This is a genomic window from Bacillus sp. SORGH_AS_0510 (genome assembly GCF_030818775.1).
GTDB lineage: Bacteria > Bacillota > Bacilli > Bacillales > Cytobacillaceae > Neobacillus.
Genome location: NZ_JAUTAU010000001.1, coordinates 4,190,022 through 4,209,238 on the forward strand (window position 1 = coordinate 4,190,022; position 19,217 = coordinate 4,209,238).

Annotated in this window: 18 protein-coding genes and 2 riboswitches; of the genes, 7 read left to right on the forward strand and 11 right to left on the reverse strand. The window is 38.8% G+C overall.

Features of this window, described 5'->3' with window-relative positions; translation table 11 throughout:
* Nucleotides 1–87 precede the first annotated feature (87 nt).
* Nucleotides 88–924 (reverse strand): YihY/virulence factor BrkB family protein, encoded by an 837-nt coding sequence (locus QE429_RS21345; RefSeq protein WP_307289920.1) that lies wholly within the window; start codon nucleotides 922–924, stop codon nucleotides 88–90.
* 16 nt (nucleotides 925–940) lie between these two features.
* Nucleotides 941–1,309: a YtxH domain-containing protein gene (locus tag QE429_RS21350; protein WP_307289922.1), complete on the reverse strand. Its 369-nt coding sequence runs from the start codon at nucleotides 1,307–1,309 to the stop codon at nucleotides 941–943.
* Between the two features lie 228 nt (nucleotides 1,310–1,537).
* Here QE429_RS21350 and QE429_RS21355 point away from each other — a divergent pair, with 228 nt between their 5' ends.
* Complete coding sequence (locus QE429_RS21355; RefSeq protein WP_307289923.1) at nucleotides 1,538–1,762, forward strand: DUF1128 domain-containing protein; 225 nt, start codon at nucleotides 1,538–1,540, stop codon at nucleotides 1,760–1,762.
* Nucleotides 1,763–1,805: 43 nt separating this feature from the next.
* On the opposite strand, the gene map is transcribed toward QE429_RS21355, so the two are convergent.
* Nucleotides 1,806–2,555 (reverse strand): type I methionyl aminopeptidase, encoded by a 750-nt coding sequence (gene map, locus QE429_RS21360; protein ID WP_307289924.1) that lies wholly within the window; start codon nucleotides 2,553–2,555, stop codon nucleotides 1,806–1,808.
* A gap of 240 nt (nucleotides 2,556–2,795) precedes the next feature.
* Here map and QE429_RS21365 point away from each other — a divergent pair, with 240 nt between their 5' ends.
* On the forward strand, nucleotides 2,796–3,128 hold the full coding sequence (locus tag QE429_RS21365) for a helix-turn-helix domain-containing protein (RefSeq protein WP_307289925.1): 333 nt from the start codon (nucleotides 2,796–2,798) through the stop codon (nucleotides 3,126–3,128).
* Nucleotides 3,129–3,204: 76 nt separating this feature from the next.
* On the opposite strand, the gene QE429_RS21370 is transcribed toward QE429_RS21365, so the two are convergent.
* From QE429_RS21370 to QE429_RS21380, 3 genes are all read right to left on the reverse strand, one after another.
* The gene (locus QE429_RS21370) at nucleotides 3,205–3,333 is read right to left on the reverse strand and encodes an anti-repressor SinI family protein (RefSeq protein WP_307289926.1); all 129 of its coding nucleotides are present in this window, start codon (nucleotides 3,331–3,333) and stop codon (nucleotides 3,205–3,207) included.
* Nucleotides 3,334–3,363: 30 nt separating this feature from the next.
* A riboswitch (cyclic di-GMP riboswitch) is annotated at nucleotides 3,364–3,455 on the reverse strand.
* A 260-nt stretch (nucleotides 3,456–3,715) separates the two neighbouring features.
* Complete coding sequence (locus tag QE429_RS21375) at nucleotides 3,716–4,627, reverse strand: pseudouridine-5'-phosphate glycosidase (protein WP_307289927.1); 912 nt, start codon at nucleotides 4,625–4,627, stop codon at nucleotides 3,716–3,718.
* Nucleotides 4,624–5,592, reverse strand: coding sequence for a carbohydrate kinase family protein (locus QE429_RS21380; RefSeq protein ID WP_307289928.1), 969 nt, complete (start codon nucleotides 5,590–5,592; stop codon nucleotides 4,624–4,626). Before QE429_RS21380 ends, QE429_RS21375 begins: the two co-directional genes overlap by 4 nt.
* 229 nt (nucleotides 5,593–5,821) lie before the next feature.
* On the opposite strand from QE429_RS21380, the gene QE429_RS21385 reads away from it, so the two are divergent.
* Entirely contained in the window at nucleotides 5,822–5,962 is a 141-nt protein-coding gene (locus QE429_RS21385; protein WP_307289929.1) for a hypothetical protein, read from the forward strand.
* 229 nt (nucleotides 5,963–6,191) lie between these two features.
* Here QE429_RS21385 and QE429_RS21390 read toward each other — a convergent pair whose 3' ends face one another.
* Entirely contained in the window at nucleotides 6,192–6,569 is a 378-nt protein-coding gene (locus QE429_RS21390; RefSeq protein ID WP_307289931.1) for a DnaJ family domain-containing protein, read from the reverse strand.
* A 138-nt stretch (nucleotides 6,570–6,707) separates the two neighbouring features.
* On the opposite strand from QE429_RS21390, the gene QE429_RS21395 reads away from it, so the two are divergent.
* On the forward strand, nucleotides 6,708–6,920 hold the full coding sequence (locus tag QE429_RS21395; protein WP_307289932.1) for a hypothetical protein: 213 nt from the start codon (nucleotides 6,708–6,710) through the stop codon (nucleotides 6,918–6,920).
* A gap of 35 nt (nucleotides 6,921–6,955) precedes the next feature.
* On the opposite strand, the gene hutH is transcribed toward QE429_RS21395, so the two are convergent.
* Nucleotides 6,956–8,482 (reverse strand): histidine ammonia-lyase, encoded by a 1,527-nt coding sequence (hutH, locus tag QE429_RS21400; protein WP_307289933.1) that lies wholly within the window; start codon nucleotides 8,480–8,482, stop codon nucleotides 6,956–6,958.
* Nucleotides 8,483–8,805: 323 nt separating this feature from the next.
* On the reverse strand, nucleotides 8,806–10,995 hold the full coding sequence (locus tag QE429_RS21405; protein ID WP_307289934.1) for a DNA topoisomerase III: 2,190 nt from the start codon (nucleotides 10,993–10,995) through the stop codon (nucleotides 8,806–8,808).
* A 1,046-nt stretch (nucleotides 10,996–12,041) separates the two neighbouring features.
* Between QE429_RS21405 and QE429_RS21410 the strand changes: the two genes are divergently transcribed.
* Complete coding sequence (locus tag QE429_RS21410) at nucleotides 12,042–13,316, forward strand: MDR family MFS transporter (protein WP_307289935.1); 1,275 nt, start codon at nucleotides 12,042–12,044, stop codon at nucleotides 13,314–13,316.
* 367 nt (nucleotides 13,317–13,683) lie between these two features.
* Nucleotides 13,684–14,916 carry an aminopeptidase gene (locus QE429_RS21415; RefSeq protein WP_307289936.1) on the forward strand — a complete coding sequence of 411 codons (1,233 nt, stop codon included), beginning with the start codon at nucleotides 13,684–13,686 and terminating at the stop codon, nucleotides 14,914–14,916.
* An 83-nt stretch (nucleotides 14,917–14,999) separates the two neighbouring features.
* Here QE429_RS21415 and QE429_RS21420 read toward each other — a convergent pair whose 3' ends face one another.
* Nucleotides 15,000–15,992: an aromatic ring-hydroxylating dioxygenase subunit alpha gene (locus tag QE429_RS21420; protein ID WP_307289937.1), complete on the reverse strand. Its 993-nt coding sequence runs from the start codon at nucleotides 15,990–15,992 to the stop codon at nucleotides 15,000–15,002.
* 24 nt (nucleotides 15,993–16,016) lie between these two features.
* Nucleotides 16,017–17,384, reverse strand: coding sequence for a nucleobase:cation symporter-2 family protein (locus tag QE429_RS21425; RefSeq protein ID WP_307289938.1), 1,368 nt, complete (start codon nucleotides 17,382–17,384; stop codon nucleotides 16,017–16,019).
* Between the two features lie 140 nt (nucleotides 17,385–17,524).
* Nucleotides 17,525–17,626: riboswitch (purine riboswitch) on the reverse strand.
* A gap of 116 nt (nucleotides 17,627–17,742) precedes the next feature.
* Between QE429_RS21425 and guaD the strand changes: the two genes are divergently transcribed.
* Nucleotides 17,743–19,128 carry a guanine deaminase gene (gene guaD / locus QE429_RS21430; RefSeq protein WP_307289939.1) on the forward strand — a complete coding sequence of 462 codons (1,386 nt, stop codon included), beginning with the start codon at nucleotides 17,743–17,745 and terminating at the stop codon, nucleotides 19,126–19,128.
* The last annotated feature ends 89 nt before the right edge of the window (nucleotides 19,129–19,217 follow it).

Here is a 19,217-nt window from a genome sequence, read left to right on the forward strand (position 1 = left end):
TTGGTCATCGCTTTTACCCTCCCTTACTTATGTGTATCCCCTCCATCATAGTTTGAACAGAAGGTCCTTTTTCATAATGGGAAAGTATTAGCAATTTGACTTATTTTTTTCACTGTAAAAGGCATTAATTTCTCCACCAAGAATAATGACGAAGGCAGATATATATAACCAAATCATTAGTACAATAATCGCCCCAATACTGCCGTAAGTAAGGGAATAATTAGTGATATTTCCAACGTAAAAAGATAATCCAATGGAAGAAATAATCCATCCGACTGTGGCAAAGGCTGCTCCTGGAAAAGCACTGCGGCACTTTAATTTTACATTTGGGGCAATCCAGTAAAGTCCTGTGAAAATAAGGAACAAAATGATGGCACTCACCAGCCAGCTTAATGCGTTCCAAAGCTTAATAAATTCTGTAGTATAACCTAATTGTGAAAAAAGAAAGACACCAATTGCTCTACCGAATACAGGTATGATAAGAGCCAAGATAAATACAAAGATCATACCAAATGTTAAGAGAATAGCCATCCCTCTTGCAACGATAAATGACCGGCTTTCTTTCACGTTATACGCTTTGTTAAAAGATCTTACAATGGCATTAATTCCATTGGATGCAGACCAAATTGTTCCGATAATCCCAAATGAAAGCAGTCCACCATTCCGATGGGTCATAATTTCATCCACATTTTTTTCGATTAAATTTATGGCCTCTGCTGGGGCAAAATCTTTAATCATTCCGAGTATATCCTCATGTGGAAAAGGAATATAAGGCAATAATGTAAACATGACAATGAGGAGTGGAAACAAAGAAAGTAGTAAAAAATAGGCCAATTGTGCACTTAATCCAGGGAGATCATCTTCTTCAATCCTGTGCCAAAGTAATTTTAGCAATGAAGAACGTACATTCTCTGAATTGTCCATTTCCTTCCTCCTTTTTTTAAAGTTTTTCTTCTCCTTTTACCTCTTCTAATAAATCTTCAAGTTCATCATTCTTAACAAACGTTTCTTTCGTTTCTTTAATGATTTCAGTAACTTGTGGGGTTAGTTCACGTAACTCGTCCACTTTATCTGTTATGTAAGCAATATCCTCACTCACCTGCTCAAATGTATCCTTAATTCTGGCTGCCGTTCCTTTTACCTTTTCGGTAATTTCACCAGGATTTTTAGCAATATAGGTCACCTTGCCGGACACTTTAATAACATTTTCCTTCATGGCCTGGCGGGTTGGTTTATCTAATAAACTGATGGCTCCGCCAGCAAGAGCACCAATTAACATCCCTCTCCAAAATTGATTCTTTTTTGTCATCTTAAACTCTCCTTAATCCTAGTTATTATCATTCATCTTTTTAAAAAAAATAATGTCATCAATTCCCTACGTTTATTTTGCTTTATCTCCGTTTCCTATGCAAGTCTGCGTTCTCTTTTATACCCATTCTTTTACGAGTTTAATCGTATGAACTTAAGAGAAGAATATATTGACAGATCATTTTTAACATGAAAAGATGGGTATATGAATTCGGAAAGGATGACCGAAATGAATCTATCAGAAAAATCAATTGAAAATGTAGAATATATGATTGAACAAATAAAGGAAAAATTAAAGGTGTTAAACCTCGGAGCGATTAAACCTTCGCATTTTGATGAAGAAATGTACGAGGAATTAAAAGAAATCTATGAAATGGTCCTTAAAAAGAACTCATTTAGCCCAAATGAAATGCAGGCACTAGTTGAAGAACTAGGGAGTTTACGTAAAAAATAAGACAAACAAAACCCGTTATTTTTGCGAAATAACGGGTTTCCTTTTATCTTTGCTCTGTTAAGATCATCGGGCCATCTTTTGTAATGGCGATAGTATGCTCATATTGTGCGGAAAGTTTACCATCAACAGTTCGTGCTGTCCAACCATTAGAGTCCATCTTTGTTTGATATTGACCGATATTTACCATTGGTTCAATCGTAAAGACCATTCCCTCTTTGATTCTTGCCCCTTTTCCCGGCAGTCCATAATGTGGAACATCCGGTTTCTCATGAATCACTGCACCTATTCCATGCCCAATAAAGTCTCTCACAACAGATAGGCCTTCACCTTCTACATAAGTTTGGATAGCATGACCAATGTCACCTATTCGGTTTCCTACAACAGCCTGCTCAATTCCTTTGTATAAGGCTTCCTTCGTCACTTTTAACAAATGATCTGCCTCATTAGAGATATTCCCAACAGCATATGACCATGCTGAATCTGCTAATGCCCCATTGTAATTGACTACCATATCAATGGTGACAATATCTCCTTCTTTTAAAGCTTGTTTTCTTGGAAATCCGTGACAAATTTCATCATTGATACTGGCACATGTCGCATATTCATAGCCTTTATATCCCTTTTGCTCTGGTGTTGCATTATGTTCAGTTAAGAACTGGTCGACAAACTGGTCTATTTCCCAAGTAGTCACGCCAGGTTTAATTAATTTTGCTATTTCCTTATGACAAGCCGCTAGGATTTCCCCCGCCTTTTTCATCGCATCAATTTCACGTTGTGATTTCAAGACAATCATTTGTTTACCTGCCTTTTTAATTTATTTTTATGTATGTTAATATAAGATTTTTACTCGTTAAACTTTATGGCAACACTACTAATATTAACGCTAAACCGTAATTTTTTCAAAAATAGCATTCGCTAGTCTAAAATTAATAATTTTCACTATTTTTTATATTCCTTCGTTCTTAATATGGTACTTTTTCATTCTTTTTGGTAGAATTAACTTATAAATATGTATAATAGGTGTGTGAATTTAATGATTGGTGATCGCGTAAAAAAATTTCGCCTAGAAAAGAAAATGTCTCTTTCCGAACTTGCAGAACAAGCTGGCGTCGCTAAGTCTTATTTAAGTTCTCTTGAAAGAAACCTGCAAAAAAACCCATCGATTCAATTTCTTGAGAAAATTGCTGCTGTATTAAATCTACCAGTCGAGCATTTGATACATGAGCAAATTAATAAAGATGAGTTAGATAGCGAATGGATGAACCTAGTGAAAGAAGCAATGGGTTCTGGTGTTTCTAAAGAACAATTTCGTGATTTCCTCGAGTTTAATAAGTGGAGAATAAATCAAAATAATACTAATGAATAGTAGTTATTATAAAGAAGAAAAGCATTCTACATTAGAAGATCTCTCTTGTAGAATGCTTTTTTAATTATACCAAGAGTTATCTCTGATCATCTTGGTAAAGGAATTCACGAACATCTGCTATAGATAATCCAAGTTCTCTTGCTTCCAGTATTAGTGCCATCCATTCCTGATCAATTACTTCCACGGTTCTCTCTGTAATTATCATTTTTCTCACCCCTAAAATACAAATTGTATTCCAGGTAACCCGGCCATCATAGCAAGCGTATTGCGTGCCTTAGATCCTCGGTTTTGCGTCCCTACTTTTCAACAGGTTTGCCTTTTTCTGTTAGTTCTAATACTTTAATATTACAGTTTTCCAGCTCCTACTATTTATTTAGGTATAATTACTTAATATCAAATGATATGTACATTATATCTAGTCCTTTTATAATAGGTTGTTGGATTTTGTCTTTAATTTATAATTTTCTAATTATTTTTTCACACAAATTATCCTATTTTTCTACAAAAAATCCCGATTTCTCCCAATTTAATTGAAATGCAAAAAAGGAAGGATTCCAAATCAAATCCCCCCTTGAATATGACTATGTTTAGTTTGCTTTTGTTGCTGCAATAAGTGCTCCTACTTTAGCATTATGTTTCACTAGTGCAATATTCGCTTCTAAACTCGACCCCTCTGTTAACTCTTTAACCCTGCTTAGAAGGAAAGGTGTGACCTCTTTGCCTTGAATGCCTTTACTATCGGCCTCCTTTAAGGCTACTTCGATTACATCGTTAATGACTGATTCGTCCATTGCAAAGGCTTCGGGAATTGGATTGGCAATAACAATCCCACCGTCTAACCCCAAATTCCATTTCGCCTTCATTAATGCCGCAGCTTCCTCTGGTGAATCCACACGGAAGTTTACATGATGTGGGCTTGTTCTTGTATAAAAAGCGGGTAGGATGTCTGTTTGATATCCAATAACCGGGACACCGTTTGTTTCTAAATATTCCAATGTCAAGCCTATATCTAGTATAGATTTAGCTCCAGCACAAACAACGGCTACATTGGTCTTGGCTAATTCCTGAAGGTCTGCAGAGACATCCATCGTCACTCCCGCACCGCGATGAACCCCGCCAATGCCGCCTGTTACAAACACTTGTATACCGCCCAGATGAGCACAAATCATCGTTGCTGCTACTGTTGTTGCCCCATGCTTTTTAGAAGCTATGAGATATGGAAGGTCGCGCCTGCTGGCCTTCATAATTTCTTTACTAGTCGCTAAAAACTCCAATTCTTCATCAGATAAACCGATTTTTATTTTCCCATTAATGACAGCGATGGTAGCTGGTACGGCTCCATTCTGCCGTATAATTTCTTCCACTTCCTTAGCAGTCTGTACATTTTGAGGGTACGGCATCCCATGAGAAATAATAGTCGATTCAAGTGCTACAATTGGTTTCCCCAATCTTTTCGCTTCAAGCACTTCTTCTGAAAAAGACAAGTATTCTTGGTTCATCGCTTGGTTACCCCTTTGCTGAAGTATTTCTGATATGTTTCAAGTAATGTTTTTTGGTTTAACTCCGGACTTACGGTTTCATTAGAGTTAATAGTGATCAATGAACAGGAAAGTCCAATCTTACAAGCATCCTCTGTGCTAAGTCCCTTTAAGTATCCGAATAATATTCCAGCAATGAGGGAATCACCCGCTCCGGTTACATCCACAATAGGCACAATCGGGGGCATTAGCGCACCCGCTTCTCCATTTTTTGTGTAAAAAATTAACCCCTTCTCACCACGAGTGATAACAACCTTTTCAGCACCTTTTTTCATAATGACCTCTGCAGCTTGGTAGAAATCACCCTCAGATTTAATTTCTAATTGCGATAAAGCCTCTGCCTCTTTATGGTTCGCGATCAACCAGGTTACACCTTCAAGAGATGAGGGCAGCTTTTCCGTCTTAGGAGCAGAGACAGTAGCAATACATAACGGTTTCATGAAGTTCTTACTGTCATTAATTACTTGGTTAATGACTTCTTTTGGGAAATTTGTATCTAATAAAATCATTTTTGCTTGTTCAATTTGTAATAGAATATGTTCAAAAATAGAATCGTTCACTTCATTATAAATAGCCATATCAGCTAAGGCGATTTCCATTTCACCCAATTGGTCAAGAACCGCAGTATATGTGCCCGTGGATTTTCCTTGTATGACTTGTGTGGGGCTTACATCTACAAAAGGCTTCGTATTATCTAACAGCCATTCCCCTTCAGGATCAGAGCCCACGTATGCAAACAGAGATGTCTTAAGTCCTATTCGTCCAGAGTTTTCTGCAATATTTCTTGCAACACCGCCCCGTGACATAGAACTTATAGCCGGGTTTGATGTTCCATATTTCAATTGATTTAGTGCTTGAATTTTCCGGTCTACATTTGCACCGCCAATACAGAGAATATCAAAATTGATTGCCTCTTGTTTGTTCATAGTAGCACCCACTCCTTAAGATCCTTTGTTTAGCAAGTCAGAATTTCAACTATTCCCTACTTATATAACTATTACGATATAAATTTAGAAAATCCTGTTAAAAATTTTGAAAATCTAAGCAAAAGGAATTATGATAATTAAATTTGTCTAAAATGTGACAGAAGACATATAATGTTAACAATATACAAATAATTTTAATATTCCAAAAATTAGGAGAGGTGCTATTTCTATGACGTGGATTCACGTGCTGAATTATTCGATTCCTATAGCGTTTATGGTGTTTGCTGGCTTTTTTCTAGATCGTTTGTGCAAACCGGCAAAACAAGAAGATGCCTCGACTGGGGAGTCTCCAAGTGGAGAAATAAAATAAAGCTGGTGAAAAGTGTATGAGGCCCACTTTCACCAGCTTTTTTTGATTTATTTAACCAAATACGAACCTATGTGACCGGTCTGTCTTTTCCCTACCTTCTTGTGATACGTCGGACCGCTCCTACGTGACAGATTTGCCTTTTTCACAATCCCTTCGGGCTCGTAGACACCTTCTACGTGACCAGTACCTCTCTATAGCACCTACCCTAGGCACGTAAAGATTTCATATGTTAGTATTTTATCTTCTTTTGCACCTTTTGCTCATAGTTTTTGAAAATGGCTGAATTGGTTTTTACGCCTCGTTTGGACATCAACTGATTGAAGCGGATAAGTTTTTCATTCAAATTCTTTTGGAGGTTTTCTTTCTCACCGGAGTCATCACATTTCTTAATTAAATTTTCAATTGTCATCATTTCTTGTCGCAGCTGACCTTCCTCTTGGGTGTATCCTGCATTTTTCAGCAATTTGTAGGCCATACGTAGCTCCTCGGGGATTCCTGACATATCCTCTAATTGGAGAGGCTTTCCTAACCCTGGAAGATTATCGAATTCTCCGTCTTTGTATGCCTTCTTTATGCGGTCTTCCGAGATAATATGAAACATATCCATTCTTTCGACCTCCTTATTTTTACCATAATCACTATATTCATTATATCAACCTGAACCTTATAGATAAAATTAGAAACCAGATCAATAAGTAAATTATTTTACTCAAATTCGGGAATGCTACTTGCGAAGATGAAAGGAGTGGTAACATTGGCACGTGGAGAACATTTTAACCATAAGAACAAGAATCATCCCGGTAATTTCCCAGAGGATACTTTAACGGAAAAAAAGGGAAAAGAAGCAGTTGGAGATGAAGAGTTCCTAGTGGTTCGCGAAGCATTTAAAAATAGAGTAGAAAATGAAGAAGAGTATCGCGGTGATACGGCTCGTTTATTATCCGATCAAACAGAGTAAAAGGCGTGAGTTTTTCACGCCTTTTCCATTGCCCATTAATGTTGTTCTTTTTCCACACTGAATTCTTTTATAAAATGAGAAATCTCTATTTCTTTTAGCCATGTTGCCGCTTTTTCTATATCCTTTGAGAAGACGCGGTCTTGGGTAATCGAGGCTACTTGCTCACGGCCTTTTTCATAAAATCTCTTCGTTTGAGCGGCCATTTTTTCTACCCCGCGAATTTCTACCGCTTGCATCGCACAAATGAGTTCCACAGCTAATACTCTTCTTACGTTTTGAATGATTTGATAAGCATGTCTAGAAGCAATGGTCCCCATGCTTACATGATCCTCTTGATTCGCTGAAGATGGAATAGAGTCCACACTTGCTGGATGTGCTAATGTTTTATTTTCTGATACAAGTGCTGCCGCCGCATATTGCATAATCATTGCACCTGATTGAAGACCAGGCTGTGGGCTTAAGAAAGCCGGTAAATCATTCAACTGCGGATTGACTAGACGCTCAATTCTTCGCTCCGAAATATTAGCCAATTCTGCAACGGCAATTTTCATAAAATCCATGGCAAAAGCAATAGGCTGTCCGTGGAAGTTTCCTCCTGAAATGACCTTTTCACCATCATCAAAAATTAATGGATTATCCGTTGCCGCATTCATTTCAATTTCTAATTTTTCTTTTACGTAATCCAAGGCCTGCCATGATGCGCCGTGGACTTGTGGAATACAACGTAAGGAGTAAGCGTCCTGTACTCTCAACTCTCCTTGCTGAGTCGTTAATAAACTATCACTTAAATAGCTACGGATCCTGCGCGCCGTATCAATTTGCTGTTTATAGCCCCTTGCCACATGCACTTCTTCCGCAAAGGCATCAATAATACCGTTAAGCCCTTCAATTGTCATGGAAGCAATCAATTCGGCTTCATATGCCAATTGCTCTGCTTCTAGATAACCCACTACACCCATGGCTGTCATTGCTTGTGTCCCATTAATTAGTGCCAAGCCTTCTTTTGCCTCTAATGTAACCGGAAGGATTCCCTCTTGTTGAAGAGCACTCATGGCCTCCATTCGGTTTCCTTTATAAAAAACTTCCCCTTCCCCAATTAATACTAAAGCAAGATGGGATAGTGGCGCCAAATCACCACTCGCCCCTAAAGATCCTTGCTGGGGAATAACAGGAATAATTTCAAGGTTAACAAGCTCCAGAAGTTTCTCAATAATGATGGGTCTAACTCCAGAAAAGCCTTTAAGAAGGGCATTTGCACGGAGAAGAACCATCGCTTTAGACACGATTTCAGGGAACGGTTCACCCACCCCGCATGCATGGGAACGGATTAAATTAAGCTGCAAATCCTGAACGTGTGATTTATCAATTAACACATCGCTAAATTTTCCAAATCCGGTGGTAATGCCATAGACTACTTTGGATTCTGAAACAATTCGATCAACCGCTTCTCTACTTTTCTTTACTGCTTCCATACTTTGCTCTGAAGCACGAACCTTTTGGCCGCGGTACAAAACTTCCTTCATTTGTTCTAACGTTAAACTTGCTCCTGTTAATGTAATCATCTTTCTCGCTCCTCTACCACTTTAGTATAATAAAGAAAGAGGTTGGATTCCTTTTCACTTTAGAATTGGAGTCCAGCCTCTTTTATAATTGGATTTAAATATGGAATTGTTTTTTGACGATGGTTCATGAAAATCATTCCATTCAAATTTATTATTGTATTAATAACTATTGTATGGGATGAAATGTTTATCTGTCAATTGAATTTTCTGAATTTTAGTACAATATCACTTTAGCAGAATAGTGAATGAAAGGATACCTGGTTATTATTAAGTGCAAAAAAGCGCTGATCCTTTTTACAGGATAGCGCCTTATTATATATGGGTTAATCAAACTTCAAACCTTTTAATGCTTCTGCCAACGCATTATTAATTGGTTCTTCCTCTTTTTGCTGGTTTTTCAAATATTTTTGTACCGTACGTTTATCAACTTTACCACCAGATTCTTTTTTGCGGCGTGCTTCGAAAGCAGAAAGTTTTTCACGATATCCACATTTACATGCAAAGATTTGGCCCTCACCTTCGCCTCGTAGCTCTAGCTTTTTATGGCATTGTGGGCAGCGTGCATTGGTAACGCGTGACACATTTTTGCGATGTCCACATTCACGATCCTGACACACGAGCATTTTACCTTTTTTGCCGTTCACTTCAAGCATTGGTTTTCCGCAATCTGGACAATTCTTTGTGGAGATATTATCGTGCTTATATTTTTTATCACTAGCTTTTATTTCAGAAACAATTTCTTTTGTGTAGTTTTTCATTTCACTGATAAATACTTCTTTTTTCAACTTGCCTTGAGCGACTTTGTCAAGCTTCTGTTCCCACTCAGCTGTCAACGCAGGTGATTTAAGCTCTTCTGGAACTAAATCCAACAATTGACGACCTTTTGAAGTAATATGAATGTCATTACCACGCTTTTCAATTAAGAATGAATTGAATAGCTTGTCAATAATATCAGCACGTGTCGCAACAGTCCCTAAACCCCCAGTCGATTTCAAGGTGTCTGCAAGTTGTTTATTTTGGGTATCCATATACTTCGTAGGATTTTCCATCGCTGAAAGTAATGTCGCCTCAGTAAATCTTGCCGGTGGCTTAGTCTGACCCGAAGTTTGTGCGATTAATTTTACGTTTAATGTATCCCCTTTTTCGATACGAGGTAATATTTGCTCTTTCAGATCATCTGTATTATCGTCGTCTTCAAGTCGATTATTGTAAACTTCTTTCCAACCCATTGATAAGATGGTTTTTCCTCTTGCAACGAAGTTTTCCTCACCGATTTTCGCGCGAAGCGTTAATTGCTCGTATTCATGTGCTGGGAATAATACTGCTAAAAAGCGTTTAACCACGAGGTCATATATTTTACGTTCTTTATCTGTAAATGCCGAAAAGTTCACGTATCCTTCAGTTGGAATAATTGCATGGTGATCGGATACCTTGCTATCATCTACAAACGATTTAGATGACTTGATTGGCTTTTTTAAAATCTTGCTTGTTAGTGAACGATATTCACCTATTCCACACGCTTTCAGACGTTCCGGAATCGTTGGAACAATATCTGACGAAATAAAGCGTGAATCTGTACGTGGATACGTTAAAACTTTATGCTGCTCGTACAGCTTTTGCATAATATTTAGTGTCTCTTTCGCAGAGTAGCCGAATATTTTATTGGCATCACGTTGTAATTCTGTTAGATCATAAAGGCCAGGAGAGAATGACTTCTTCGGCTTTTTCTCAATTTCGGTTACTTTAGCATTTTGGTTACCCAGTTTTTTAACAATCGTATCAATGCTTTCCTTATTAAAACTGCGGCTATTACCTTTTGCATCTTGCCAAGTCAGCTTTAATTGATCTGTTGTTTGGGCTTCAATGCCGTAATAGGTTTGTGCTTTGAAATTTTTGATTTCTTCCTCACGTGCTGCAATGATAGCAACAGTTGGTGTTTGAACACGACCACAGTTCAGTTGGGCATTGAACCTGGTGGTTAATGCCCGTGTTGCGTTCAATCCGATGTACCAGTCTGCTTCTGAACGCGCGACCGCTGAAGCATATAAATTGTCATAGGCTTTGCCTGGCTTCAAGTTTGCAAATCCGTCTTTAATCGCTTTATCCGTAACAGATGAGATCCATAGACGTTTAATCGGTTTATTGACTTTTACTTTATCAATAATCCACCGGGCAACTAATTCTCCTTCTCTCCCTGCGTCGGTAGCCACGATAATTTCATTAACATCACTTCTAATCAGTTGACTTTTGACAGCATTAAACTGTTTTCCCGTCTGCTTTATGACTGTCAACTTCAACCGTTCAGGCAGCATAGGAAGATCTTCTAATTTCCATGATTTATATTTCACATCATAACTTTCCGGGTCAGCAAGTGTGACTAAATGTCCAAGTGCCCATGTAACGATATATTTATCTCCTTCAAGAAAGCCATTTCCTTTTTTATGACAATTAAGCACACGGGCAATATCCCGTGCGACAGAAGGTTTTTCAGCAATTACAACACTTTTTACCAAATTTAAAACATCCTTTCAAGATATCGTATGTTAACTATAGCATACGTACCAAATGGATTCAGTAATTCCACCTATATAATAATGTTGATAGTCTCATAGTTCCCACTAAAGCGCTTTTTTAGGATCTACTGGAATTGTGCGCTCTTCACAATTCCCATACAACTCTTTTTGGCGGAGACACCGGAGTTGTGAACTCTTCACAATTCCTATACAACCCTTTTTGGCGGAGACACGGGAGTTGTGAACTCTTCACAATTCCCTTGCAACCCTTCTTGGCAAGGTCACGGGAGTTGTGAACTCTTCACAATTCCCATACAACCCTTTTTGGCGGAGACACGGGAGTTGTGAACTCTTCACAATTCCCTTGCAACCCTTTTTGGCGAGGTCACGGGAGTTGTGAACTCTTCACAATTCCCATGCAACCCTTTTTGGCGAGGTCACGGGAGTTGTGAACTCTTCACAATTCCTTGCAACCCTTTTTGGCGGAGACACGGGAGTTGTGAACTCTTCACAATTCCTTGCAACCCTTTTTGGCGAGGTCACGGGAGTTGTGAACTTTTCACAATTCCCATACAACTCTTTTTGGTGGAGACACCGGAGTTGTGAACTCTTCACAATTCCCATACAACCCTTTTTGGCGAGGTCACGGGAGTTGTGAACTCTTCACAATTCCCTTGCAACCCTTTTTGGCGAGGTCACGGGAGTTGTGAACTTTTCACAATTCCCATACAACTCTTTTTGCTGGAGACACCGGAGTTGTGAACTCTTCACAATTCCCATACAACCCTTTTTGACGGAGACACCGGAGTTGTGCGCTCTTCACAATTCCCATACAACCCTTTTTAGCGGAGACACCGGAGTTGTGCGCCCTTCACAGTGACATTTAAGCTTTTTTAGTGTGGCTAACAGTCTCTCTCCACTCCTCCTGCTTATGTTTTTTTGAGATTCTTTGTAGATACTTATTTGTACACACCATTTTTTCTTGAATCTTCTTCCCTGTGAATAGTATGATGAATTGACATGATTATAAGAAATGGGGATTCAACATGAGAATTAGAGATTGGGACCCAAATTTAAAGGTTCGCTTATATAGCGAAGCTATGATGAACATTACATTTTGGATGTTTTTCCCGTTTTTAACCATCTACTTTGCAGATGAGTTCGGCAAAAATAAAGCCGGATTATTATTAGTATTTTCTCAAGTTTTCTCTGTGGGTGCGAACCTGATGGGCGGATATTGTGCAGACCGATTTGGTCGAAAACGGATGATGGTTCTTTCTGCAATTGGTCAAGGTCTTTCCTTCTTAGTATTTGCTGCGGCCAGCTCTCCATGGCTTCATTCTCCATGGATTGGATTTATATCGTTCGCGGTCGCTGGGATTTTTGGTTCGTTTTACTGGCCAGCGAGCCAGGCGATGATTGCAGATGTCGTTGAAGAAAAACACAGAAGTAGTGTTTTTGCCATTTTTTATACATCGATTAATATTGCAGTGGTAGTCGGTCCTATACTAGGTGCCATTTTTTATGTCCACTACCGTTTTCAGCTGTTACTTGTTGCTGGATTCGTTTGCATCTTGTTTGGGTTGATTCTTGCTAAAATGACGAGAGAAACAGCTCCGCTTCATAAAAACACCGATCTTTCTGCTGATAGAAAGTGGTATTACTTTTTACAAAATCAACTAAAAGATTATGCCCTTATAATTAAGGATAAAACCTTCTTGTTATTTATCCTTGCAGGAGTCTTAGCCGGCCAGACATTTATGCAACTAGACCTGTTAATTCCCGTTTATATAAAGGATTTTGTAGAAAATCAAACCCTCTTTGCTATCGGTGATTGGTCCTTTACCATCAAAGGGGAACAGGTATTTGGAATCGTTTTAGCGGAAAATGGCTTCCTTGTTGCCTTATTAACTGTCTTTGTAACCAAGTGGATGGATAAATATTATGAAAGAAATGTATTTGTCCTCTCTTCTATTGTTTACGCTATTTCCATCGTTATTTTCAGTCAAACACACTGGATTTGGGGATTAATCATGGCTATGGCTGTCTTCACTTTTGCAGAATTAATGGGGGCTGGATTGCAGCAAAGTTTCGTTTCAAAACTGGCTCCTGAACATATGAGAGGTCAATATTTCGCTGCCGCAAGTTTACGCTTTACGATCAGTCGGACGATCGCTCCTCTATCCATTCCAATGACCGTTTGGATTGGATATAGCTGGACGTTTTTCGTTCTTGGTTTTCTTGCGCTTCTAAGTGCGGCCTTATATTGGGTTATGTTTGTTCATTTTGAAAAAAAATCAGCTTCATTGGGATCGTCGTAATCACGGTCCCTTTTTCTATTAAACGTTCAAATATGTTTCGAAAAATTGTACTAAAATGTTCACATCTTTCTCTTTTAATATTATAATTAACTTGTATATGGTTTAATTCATAAGGACGGTGGAATGTATGGAATTATCACAATTCATGTCTCCAACCTCAGTATCAGGTATTATTACTTTTCTCGTTTTATTTTCAGCAGGTGTTTATTTTAATATAAAAGTATACGGTAGCAAGTTGCAGTAGAGATAAGATATCTCTACTGTTTTTTTGTTTAAAGTAGCAATCTATGTTACCTTTTGTTATCGGTTTCTTTTTCCAATGAAAAACGATACAATATAGGAAGATTCTGAAAAAGGAGACATACATATGAGTGATTTTCAAAAAAATCTTGAAAAATATGCTGAGCTGGCTGTTAAAGTCGGTGTAAACATTCAAAAAGGCCAAACGTTGGTTGTGAACGCAACTCTTGATGCCGCAGAATTTATCCGTCTAGTTGTAAAAAAGGCCTATGAAACAGGCGCCCATAATGTCATTGTCAACTGGAACGATGACACAGTTACGAGAACAAAATATGATTTAGCTCCAGATGAAGCTTTTCAGGAGTATCCAGTTTGGCGCGCGAAAGAAATGGATGACCTTGCAGAAAAAGGTGCAGCCTTCATGTCTGTTGTGTCACAAAGCCCAGATTTGTTAAGTGGAGTAGACCCAGAGCGTATTTCTAACTTTAACAAAGCAGCTGGGAAAGCTTTGGCAAACTACCGTAAAGCTGCTCAATCCGACAAGGTGAGCTGGACAGTTATTGCTGCTCCTTCTCCTGCATGGGCAGCAAAGGTATTCCCTGATGAGCCTGTTGAAAATCAAGTCAACAAGCTTTGGGATGCGATCTTTAAAGCAACTCGCGTAGATGTGGAAAATCCAGTCGATGCCTGGAAAAAGCACGATGAAACGCTTCACGAAAAAGTAAAATACTTAAATGAAAAGCGCTACCAAAAGCTACACTATACAGCTCCAGGAACAGATTTAACCGTTGAGCTTCCTGGAAAGCATATTTGGGTTGGTGCAGGCAGCATCAATGAAAAGGGCTTCGAGTTCATGGCCAATATGCCGACTGAAGAAGTCTTCACGGTTCCATTAAAAACAGGTGTGAATGGTACGGTTGCAAGCACGAAGCCATTAAGCTATGCCGGAAACATTATTGACCGTTTCTCTATTACATTTGAAAACGGCCGAATTGTAGGCTATAAAGCAGAAGAAGGCGAAGAGATTTTAAAGCGTCTTGTGGAAACAGATGAAGGCTCGCATTATCTAGGTGAAATTGCGCTTGTTCCTTACAATTCACCAATCTCGCAATCAAATGTTCTATTCTTTAATACCTTATTTGATGAAAATGCTTCAAACCATTTAGCTATTGGAAGCGCCTATGCTTTCTGTATCGAGGGTGGTAAGAAAATGTCATCTGAAGAATTAGCAGAAAATGGCCTTAATGAAAGTTTAACGCACGTGGATTTCATGATTGGATCTCCTGAAATGGACATCGATGGAATCACAGCAGATGGAAAAACAGAACCAATTTTTAGAGCTGGAAACTGGGCATTCTAATCAGAAACACTTTTGGAGTACTTAGATAAAGACTAAAAAGCAGAGCGATATGAATTCGCTCTGCTTTTTAGTTTAACAAGATATCATTTTTTCGTTTCACTAATCATCATTGTACCGTTTTCCACACCCAGCTCATGTAACCATCTACGGTATGCTATGGTAAGTGCATCTGACTTAAGATGCATTTCTGCTTGTAAGTCCAGTGGAAGAAGCTCGGGTTTCTGACTTTCTACTATATCTAAATCTTGATTAAAAATAATATCCTGAAATTCAATAAAAGGTTCATCAGGCTGATTTAAATCATAATTCCTTGTTAGTAACATAAATGCTTTTGATCTTTCGCTATCCTCCTGATTGACAGTAAGTAATATCGTAAACTCCTCATCTGAACCTTCCGTTGTTTTGGTAAATCGGACTGTTGTTGGATTTAAGATTTCATATACATAATTTGCATATCCGCCCTTTGAGCGTCCATCAGGGTTCGGCTGATAAACAGGAATTTTACTTGTAATAATACGATTATCATTTAACGCTACATCATAATCAGCTACTTCAGCATGATCCTCGTCCCCAAGCAATCCTTCATGAACGAACATAAGGTGAGAAACATCAAGGAAATTCTCAATAATTCTCGGCGCATTAGCCCTTACCTCATATGGCCCGCAAATAGCTGTGCGATATCCTTCCTCACTGTACTCAGGAAATGAAACAAGCTGTGCTGGATCATCACCCAAATTAACCCAGATTAATCCCAGATATTCCTGACAATGATAAACTGTTGCCCGTGCTTTACTTGGTATTGGACGGCCGGTTGGTAAAGCAGGAATTTTCACACAAGATCCTACGCAATCATATTCCCAGGCATGATACGCACAAGCTAAGTTACCGTTCTTTACCTTTCCAAGTGAAAGGGCTGCTCCACGGTGAATACATAGGTCCTTAAAGGCATGTACACCTTTCTCATTACGAAAAATAACAACACGTTCTCCAAGCACAAATACCTGTTTTGGATCATCCAACAATTCTTTTGCCCTACATACTGGATGCCACTCATTCCATAATCTATCATGCTTCATGACGGAAGACTCCTCTACTCAATATTAGTTTACCGTTACATTACCATTCCTTGATAGCCCGCTGTCTTCAAGCTTTTGCGGAAGGACTAAATTAAGGATTAGTGCCGTAATCGCCCCGATTGCTGTTCCGGATGAAACAAAATAGGTTACGATATTTGGTAGTCCTTGTAAGACCTCACTTGGCATCAACACAGCAAACAATGCAAGCATAATCGGCATCCCGATCACAAGCATATTTCTTTCTGTAAACGGGACTTCCTTAATAACTTTAAATCCATTCATCAAAATAACCACACATAAAATCGCAAACACACTATTAATGACAACACCGGGAACACATGCGATGATACTCATTAGTTTTGGCATCATTCCTAAAACAAGTAAAATAACTCCACCCATGATAATCGGCTTTCGGCTTTTCACGCCCGTAATCGCAATAATACCTGCGTTGGATGAATAACCTGTCACAGGCGTACCTCCAAAGAAAGAACCAATAAAACATCCTAATCCTTCACCGAATGCACCGCCGTTTAACCGTTTATCATTTAGCTCTTCTCCTGTTACATTGCTAACAGTAAACCATGTACCTGTTGTTTCAATTGTGACAATAAAATAAATCGCCAGCATAATAAGAATGGCATCTAAGTCAAATTGGGGTGTTCCAAAAGCAAAAATACTAGGCATCATAAACCATGCCGACTTCTCAACGGTTGAAAAATCTACTAAACCAAAGATTGAAGCAACAATCGTTCCAGCTCCCAGCGCTAAAATAACCGATACTACTTTAATATATTTTAGTTTCGTTATTGATTTTTCACCGACATACATACAAAAGATAAGTACAGCCACTGTTACAAAGGCAACCAACATATTTTTCCCAAAGCTTCCCTGGGCCCTATAAATAGAGTTAATGGCACTAGGCATTAAGGAAATACCCACAACAACAATAACTGTTCCTGCAACAATAGGGGGAATGAATTTCCGTACTACTTTACTAAAAACCTTGAGCGGATAACCTAATAACGCGATTAACAAAGCACCCGGTATCAAGCTTCCAATCATGGTGCTAATGCCTGATGTGGTCCCAATGGCAGCGAGTGCACTTAGCGGTACAAAGGAAGGCCCCTGCATAACAGGAAGCTTCATCGCAAATCCTGCTTGAATAATGGTGGCGATTCCACATGCAATAAAGGTCATTTGAATTAACATCGTACTATCTGTAACAGAAAAGGATAACATTCCAGCTAAAATGATCGGTGGGATAAAAAGGTCCATTGCTAATACTTGCTGGAAACCTAAAAATATGGATTGTAAAACAGAAACATCCTTCTTTGTTTCAATGACTTCCTCTCTTTTTTTCTCTGTTCTTAGTAGTCTAGCAATACTCTCCATGGTCAATCCTCCTGTGGTTGTGTTTACTTAAATAAAAAAGACCCAAAGCACATGCCTTCTACAACATAGAAAAGCAATGTACTTCGAGCCTTAAAAAACGAAATACGAAAGAAAAGATATTCTCTCATAAATGAGCGTCCAATCCTGTCCCTGCTTTTCATAGTCGGTTTATTTACGGTAAACGGGTAGAAACTTGTAGGCCATATCCCTACGAATATATGAAAAACCATATTTAATTTTATGATCGGCAATAAATAGTCTAATTGAAAAAATTCGTGTTTCACCCTAGACTATGTATTATCAATCAACTACAATGATTATATTAACAGAAAACACGAACATTAGGAAGGTGTATTTAATGAAATATACGCAAATTTTTCGAGGTACTGCTTTTACTAGTGATACTCCTACAAAATTAAACATATTAAACGACTATCTATACTGTGTGGATACAAAAGGTATGCTAGAAAAAATAGTTGCACCCGATCATGCCGATTATAAACCACTACTTGCTGCCTATGAAGGGAGAGAAAATTTCCATCGTTTGGCTGATGGTCATTATCTCTTACCCGGTTTTGTCGATTTACATGTTCACGCCCCGCAATGGGCCCAATCGGGAACTGCACTAGACCTTCCTCTGTACGAGTGGTTGAATACTTACACCTTTCCCCTGGAAGCGAAATATTCGGATTTAGTTTTTGCAAAAAATGTCTATGAAGATTTAGTAAATACATTACTTGCAAACGGAACAACAACAGCTCTTTATTTTGCAACGGTGCATAAAGAGGCAAGTATATTATTGGCAGAAATTTGTGCTAAAAAAGGGCAGCGTGGATTAGTGGGGAAGGTCGTGATGGATGATCCTGAACAAAACCCCTCCTATTATAGAGACAAGGATACGGAAACAGCACTGGCCGATACAGAAGAATTCATTTTAGCAGTGAAAGAGTTGGCAAAAACGGTGAAACAAGGAGTGTATCCCGTCGTTACACCACGCTTTATTCCAAGCTGCACAGATGAGGCATTAAAAGGCTTAGGGAAACTTGCCGCGAAGTACGATACACATATTCAATCTCATTGTAGTGAAAGTGATTGGGCACACAATTATGTACAAGAGAGATTTTTTACACATGACGCTTTTGCCTTAAATAATTTCCAATTATTAACTGATAAATCAGTCATGGCGCATTGTAATTTCTTAGATAATGAGGATGCAGCATTATTTGCTAAAACAGGTACAGCCATTGCACATTGCCCCTTATCAAATGCTTACTTTGCAAATAGCGTGCTTCCTATCGCTAGTTTAAAGGCAAAGGGAATTGATATTGGTTTAGGATCCGATATTTCCGCTGGTGCAACCCCAAGTCTATATGATAACGCCAAACAGGCTGTTGTCTCTTCTAGAATGCTAGAAGACGGTGTTAACGCTAGCCTTCCAGCTGATAAACGAGGTGTACCACATTCGCGTATCACCATTAACGAGGCCTTCTATCTAGCGACGGCTGGCGGAGGGGAAAGTTTGAACCTTCCAATCGGGAGAATCCAAGAAAACTATACATGGGATGTACAAATTATTGATACAAGAGTATCTACAGCCAAACTTCCTATCTTCGATCCAAATGAAGATTTATACAACACTTTCCAGAAAATCATGTATAATGTTCGACCAGAAAATATTCGGGAAGTGTGGGTACAAGGAGAAAAAGTCCATTCACGCAAAATGGAGGTAGTACCAGGAGGCTGACACCACCCTCAATAAAAGGGAGAAAAAAGTACCCCATAAGTTCAGTGCGCTATCAAGCATACAAAAGAGCAGGTGCCATGATCACCTGC

What these genes read in the sequence shown, in the direction of transcription:
- QE429_RS21410 (WP_307289935.1), top strand. Translation starts at nt 12,042, where the DNA reads ATGAGAATTAGAGATTGGGACCCAAATTTAAAGGTTCGCTTATATAGC.
- QE429_RS21370 (WP_307289926.1), bottom strand. Translation starts at nt 3,333, where the DNA reads ATGATAATTACAGAGAGAACCGTGGAAGTAATTGATCAGGAATGGATG.
- QE429_RS21425 (WP_307289938.1), bottom strand. Translation starts at nt 17,384, where the DNA reads ATGGAGAGTATTGCTAGACTACTAAGAACAGAGAAAAAAAGAGAGGAA.
- QE429_RS21385 (WP_307289929.1), top strand. Translation starts at nt 5,822, where the DNA reads ATGACGTGGATTCACGTGCTGAATTATTCGATTCCTATAGCGTTTATG.
- QE429_RS21390 (WP_307289931.1), bottom strand. Translation starts at nt 6,569, where the DNA reads ATGGATATGTTTCATATTATCTCGGAAGACCGCATAAAGAAGGCATAC.
- QE429_RS21350 (WP_307289922.1), bottom strand. Translation starts at nt 1,309, where the DNA reads ATGACAAAAAAGAATCAATTTTGGAGAGGGATGTTAATTGGTGCTCTT.
- guaD (WP_307289939.1), top strand. Translation starts at nt 17,743, where the DNA reads ATGAAATATACGCAAATTTTTCGAGGTACTGCTTTTACTAGTGATACT.
- hutH (WP_307289933.1), bottom strand. Translation starts at nt 8,482, where the DNA reads ATGATTACATTAACAGGAGCAAGTTTAACGTTAGAACAAATGAAGGAA.
- QE429_RS21345 (WP_307289920.1), bottom strand. Translation starts at nt 924, where the DNA reads ATGGACAATTCAGAGAATGTACGTTCTTCATTGCTAAAATTACTTTGG.
- QE429_RS21420 (WP_307289937.1), bottom strand. Translation starts at nt 15,992, where the DNA reads ATGAAGCATGATAGATTATGGAATGAGTGGCATCCAGTATGTAGGGCA.
- QE429_RS21365 (WP_307289925.1), top strand. Translation starts at nt 2,796, where the DNA reads ATGATTGGTGATCGCGTAAAAAAATTTCGCCTAGAAAAGAAAATGTCT.
- map (WP_307289924.1), bottom strand. Translation starts at nt 2,555, where the DNA reads ATGATTGTCTTGAAATCACAACGTGAAATTGATGCGATGAAAAAGGCG.
- QE429_RS21415 (WP_307289936.1), top strand. Translation starts at nt 13,684, where the DNA reads ATGAGTGATTTTCAAAAAAATCTTGAAAAATATGCTGAGCTGGCTGTT.
- QE429_RS21355 (WP_307289923.1), top strand. Translation starts at nt 1,538, where the DNA reads ATGAATCTATCAGAAAAATCAATTGAAAATGTAGAATATATGATTGAA.
- QE429_RS21380 (WP_307289928.1), bottom strand. Translation starts at nt 5,592, where the DNA reads ATGAACAAACAAGAGGCAATCAATTTTGATATTCTCTGTATTGGCGGT.
- QE429_RS21375 (WP_307289927.1), bottom strand. Translation starts at nt 4,627, where the DNA reads ATGAACCAAGAATACTTGTCTTTTTCAGAAGAAGTGCTTGAAGCGAAA.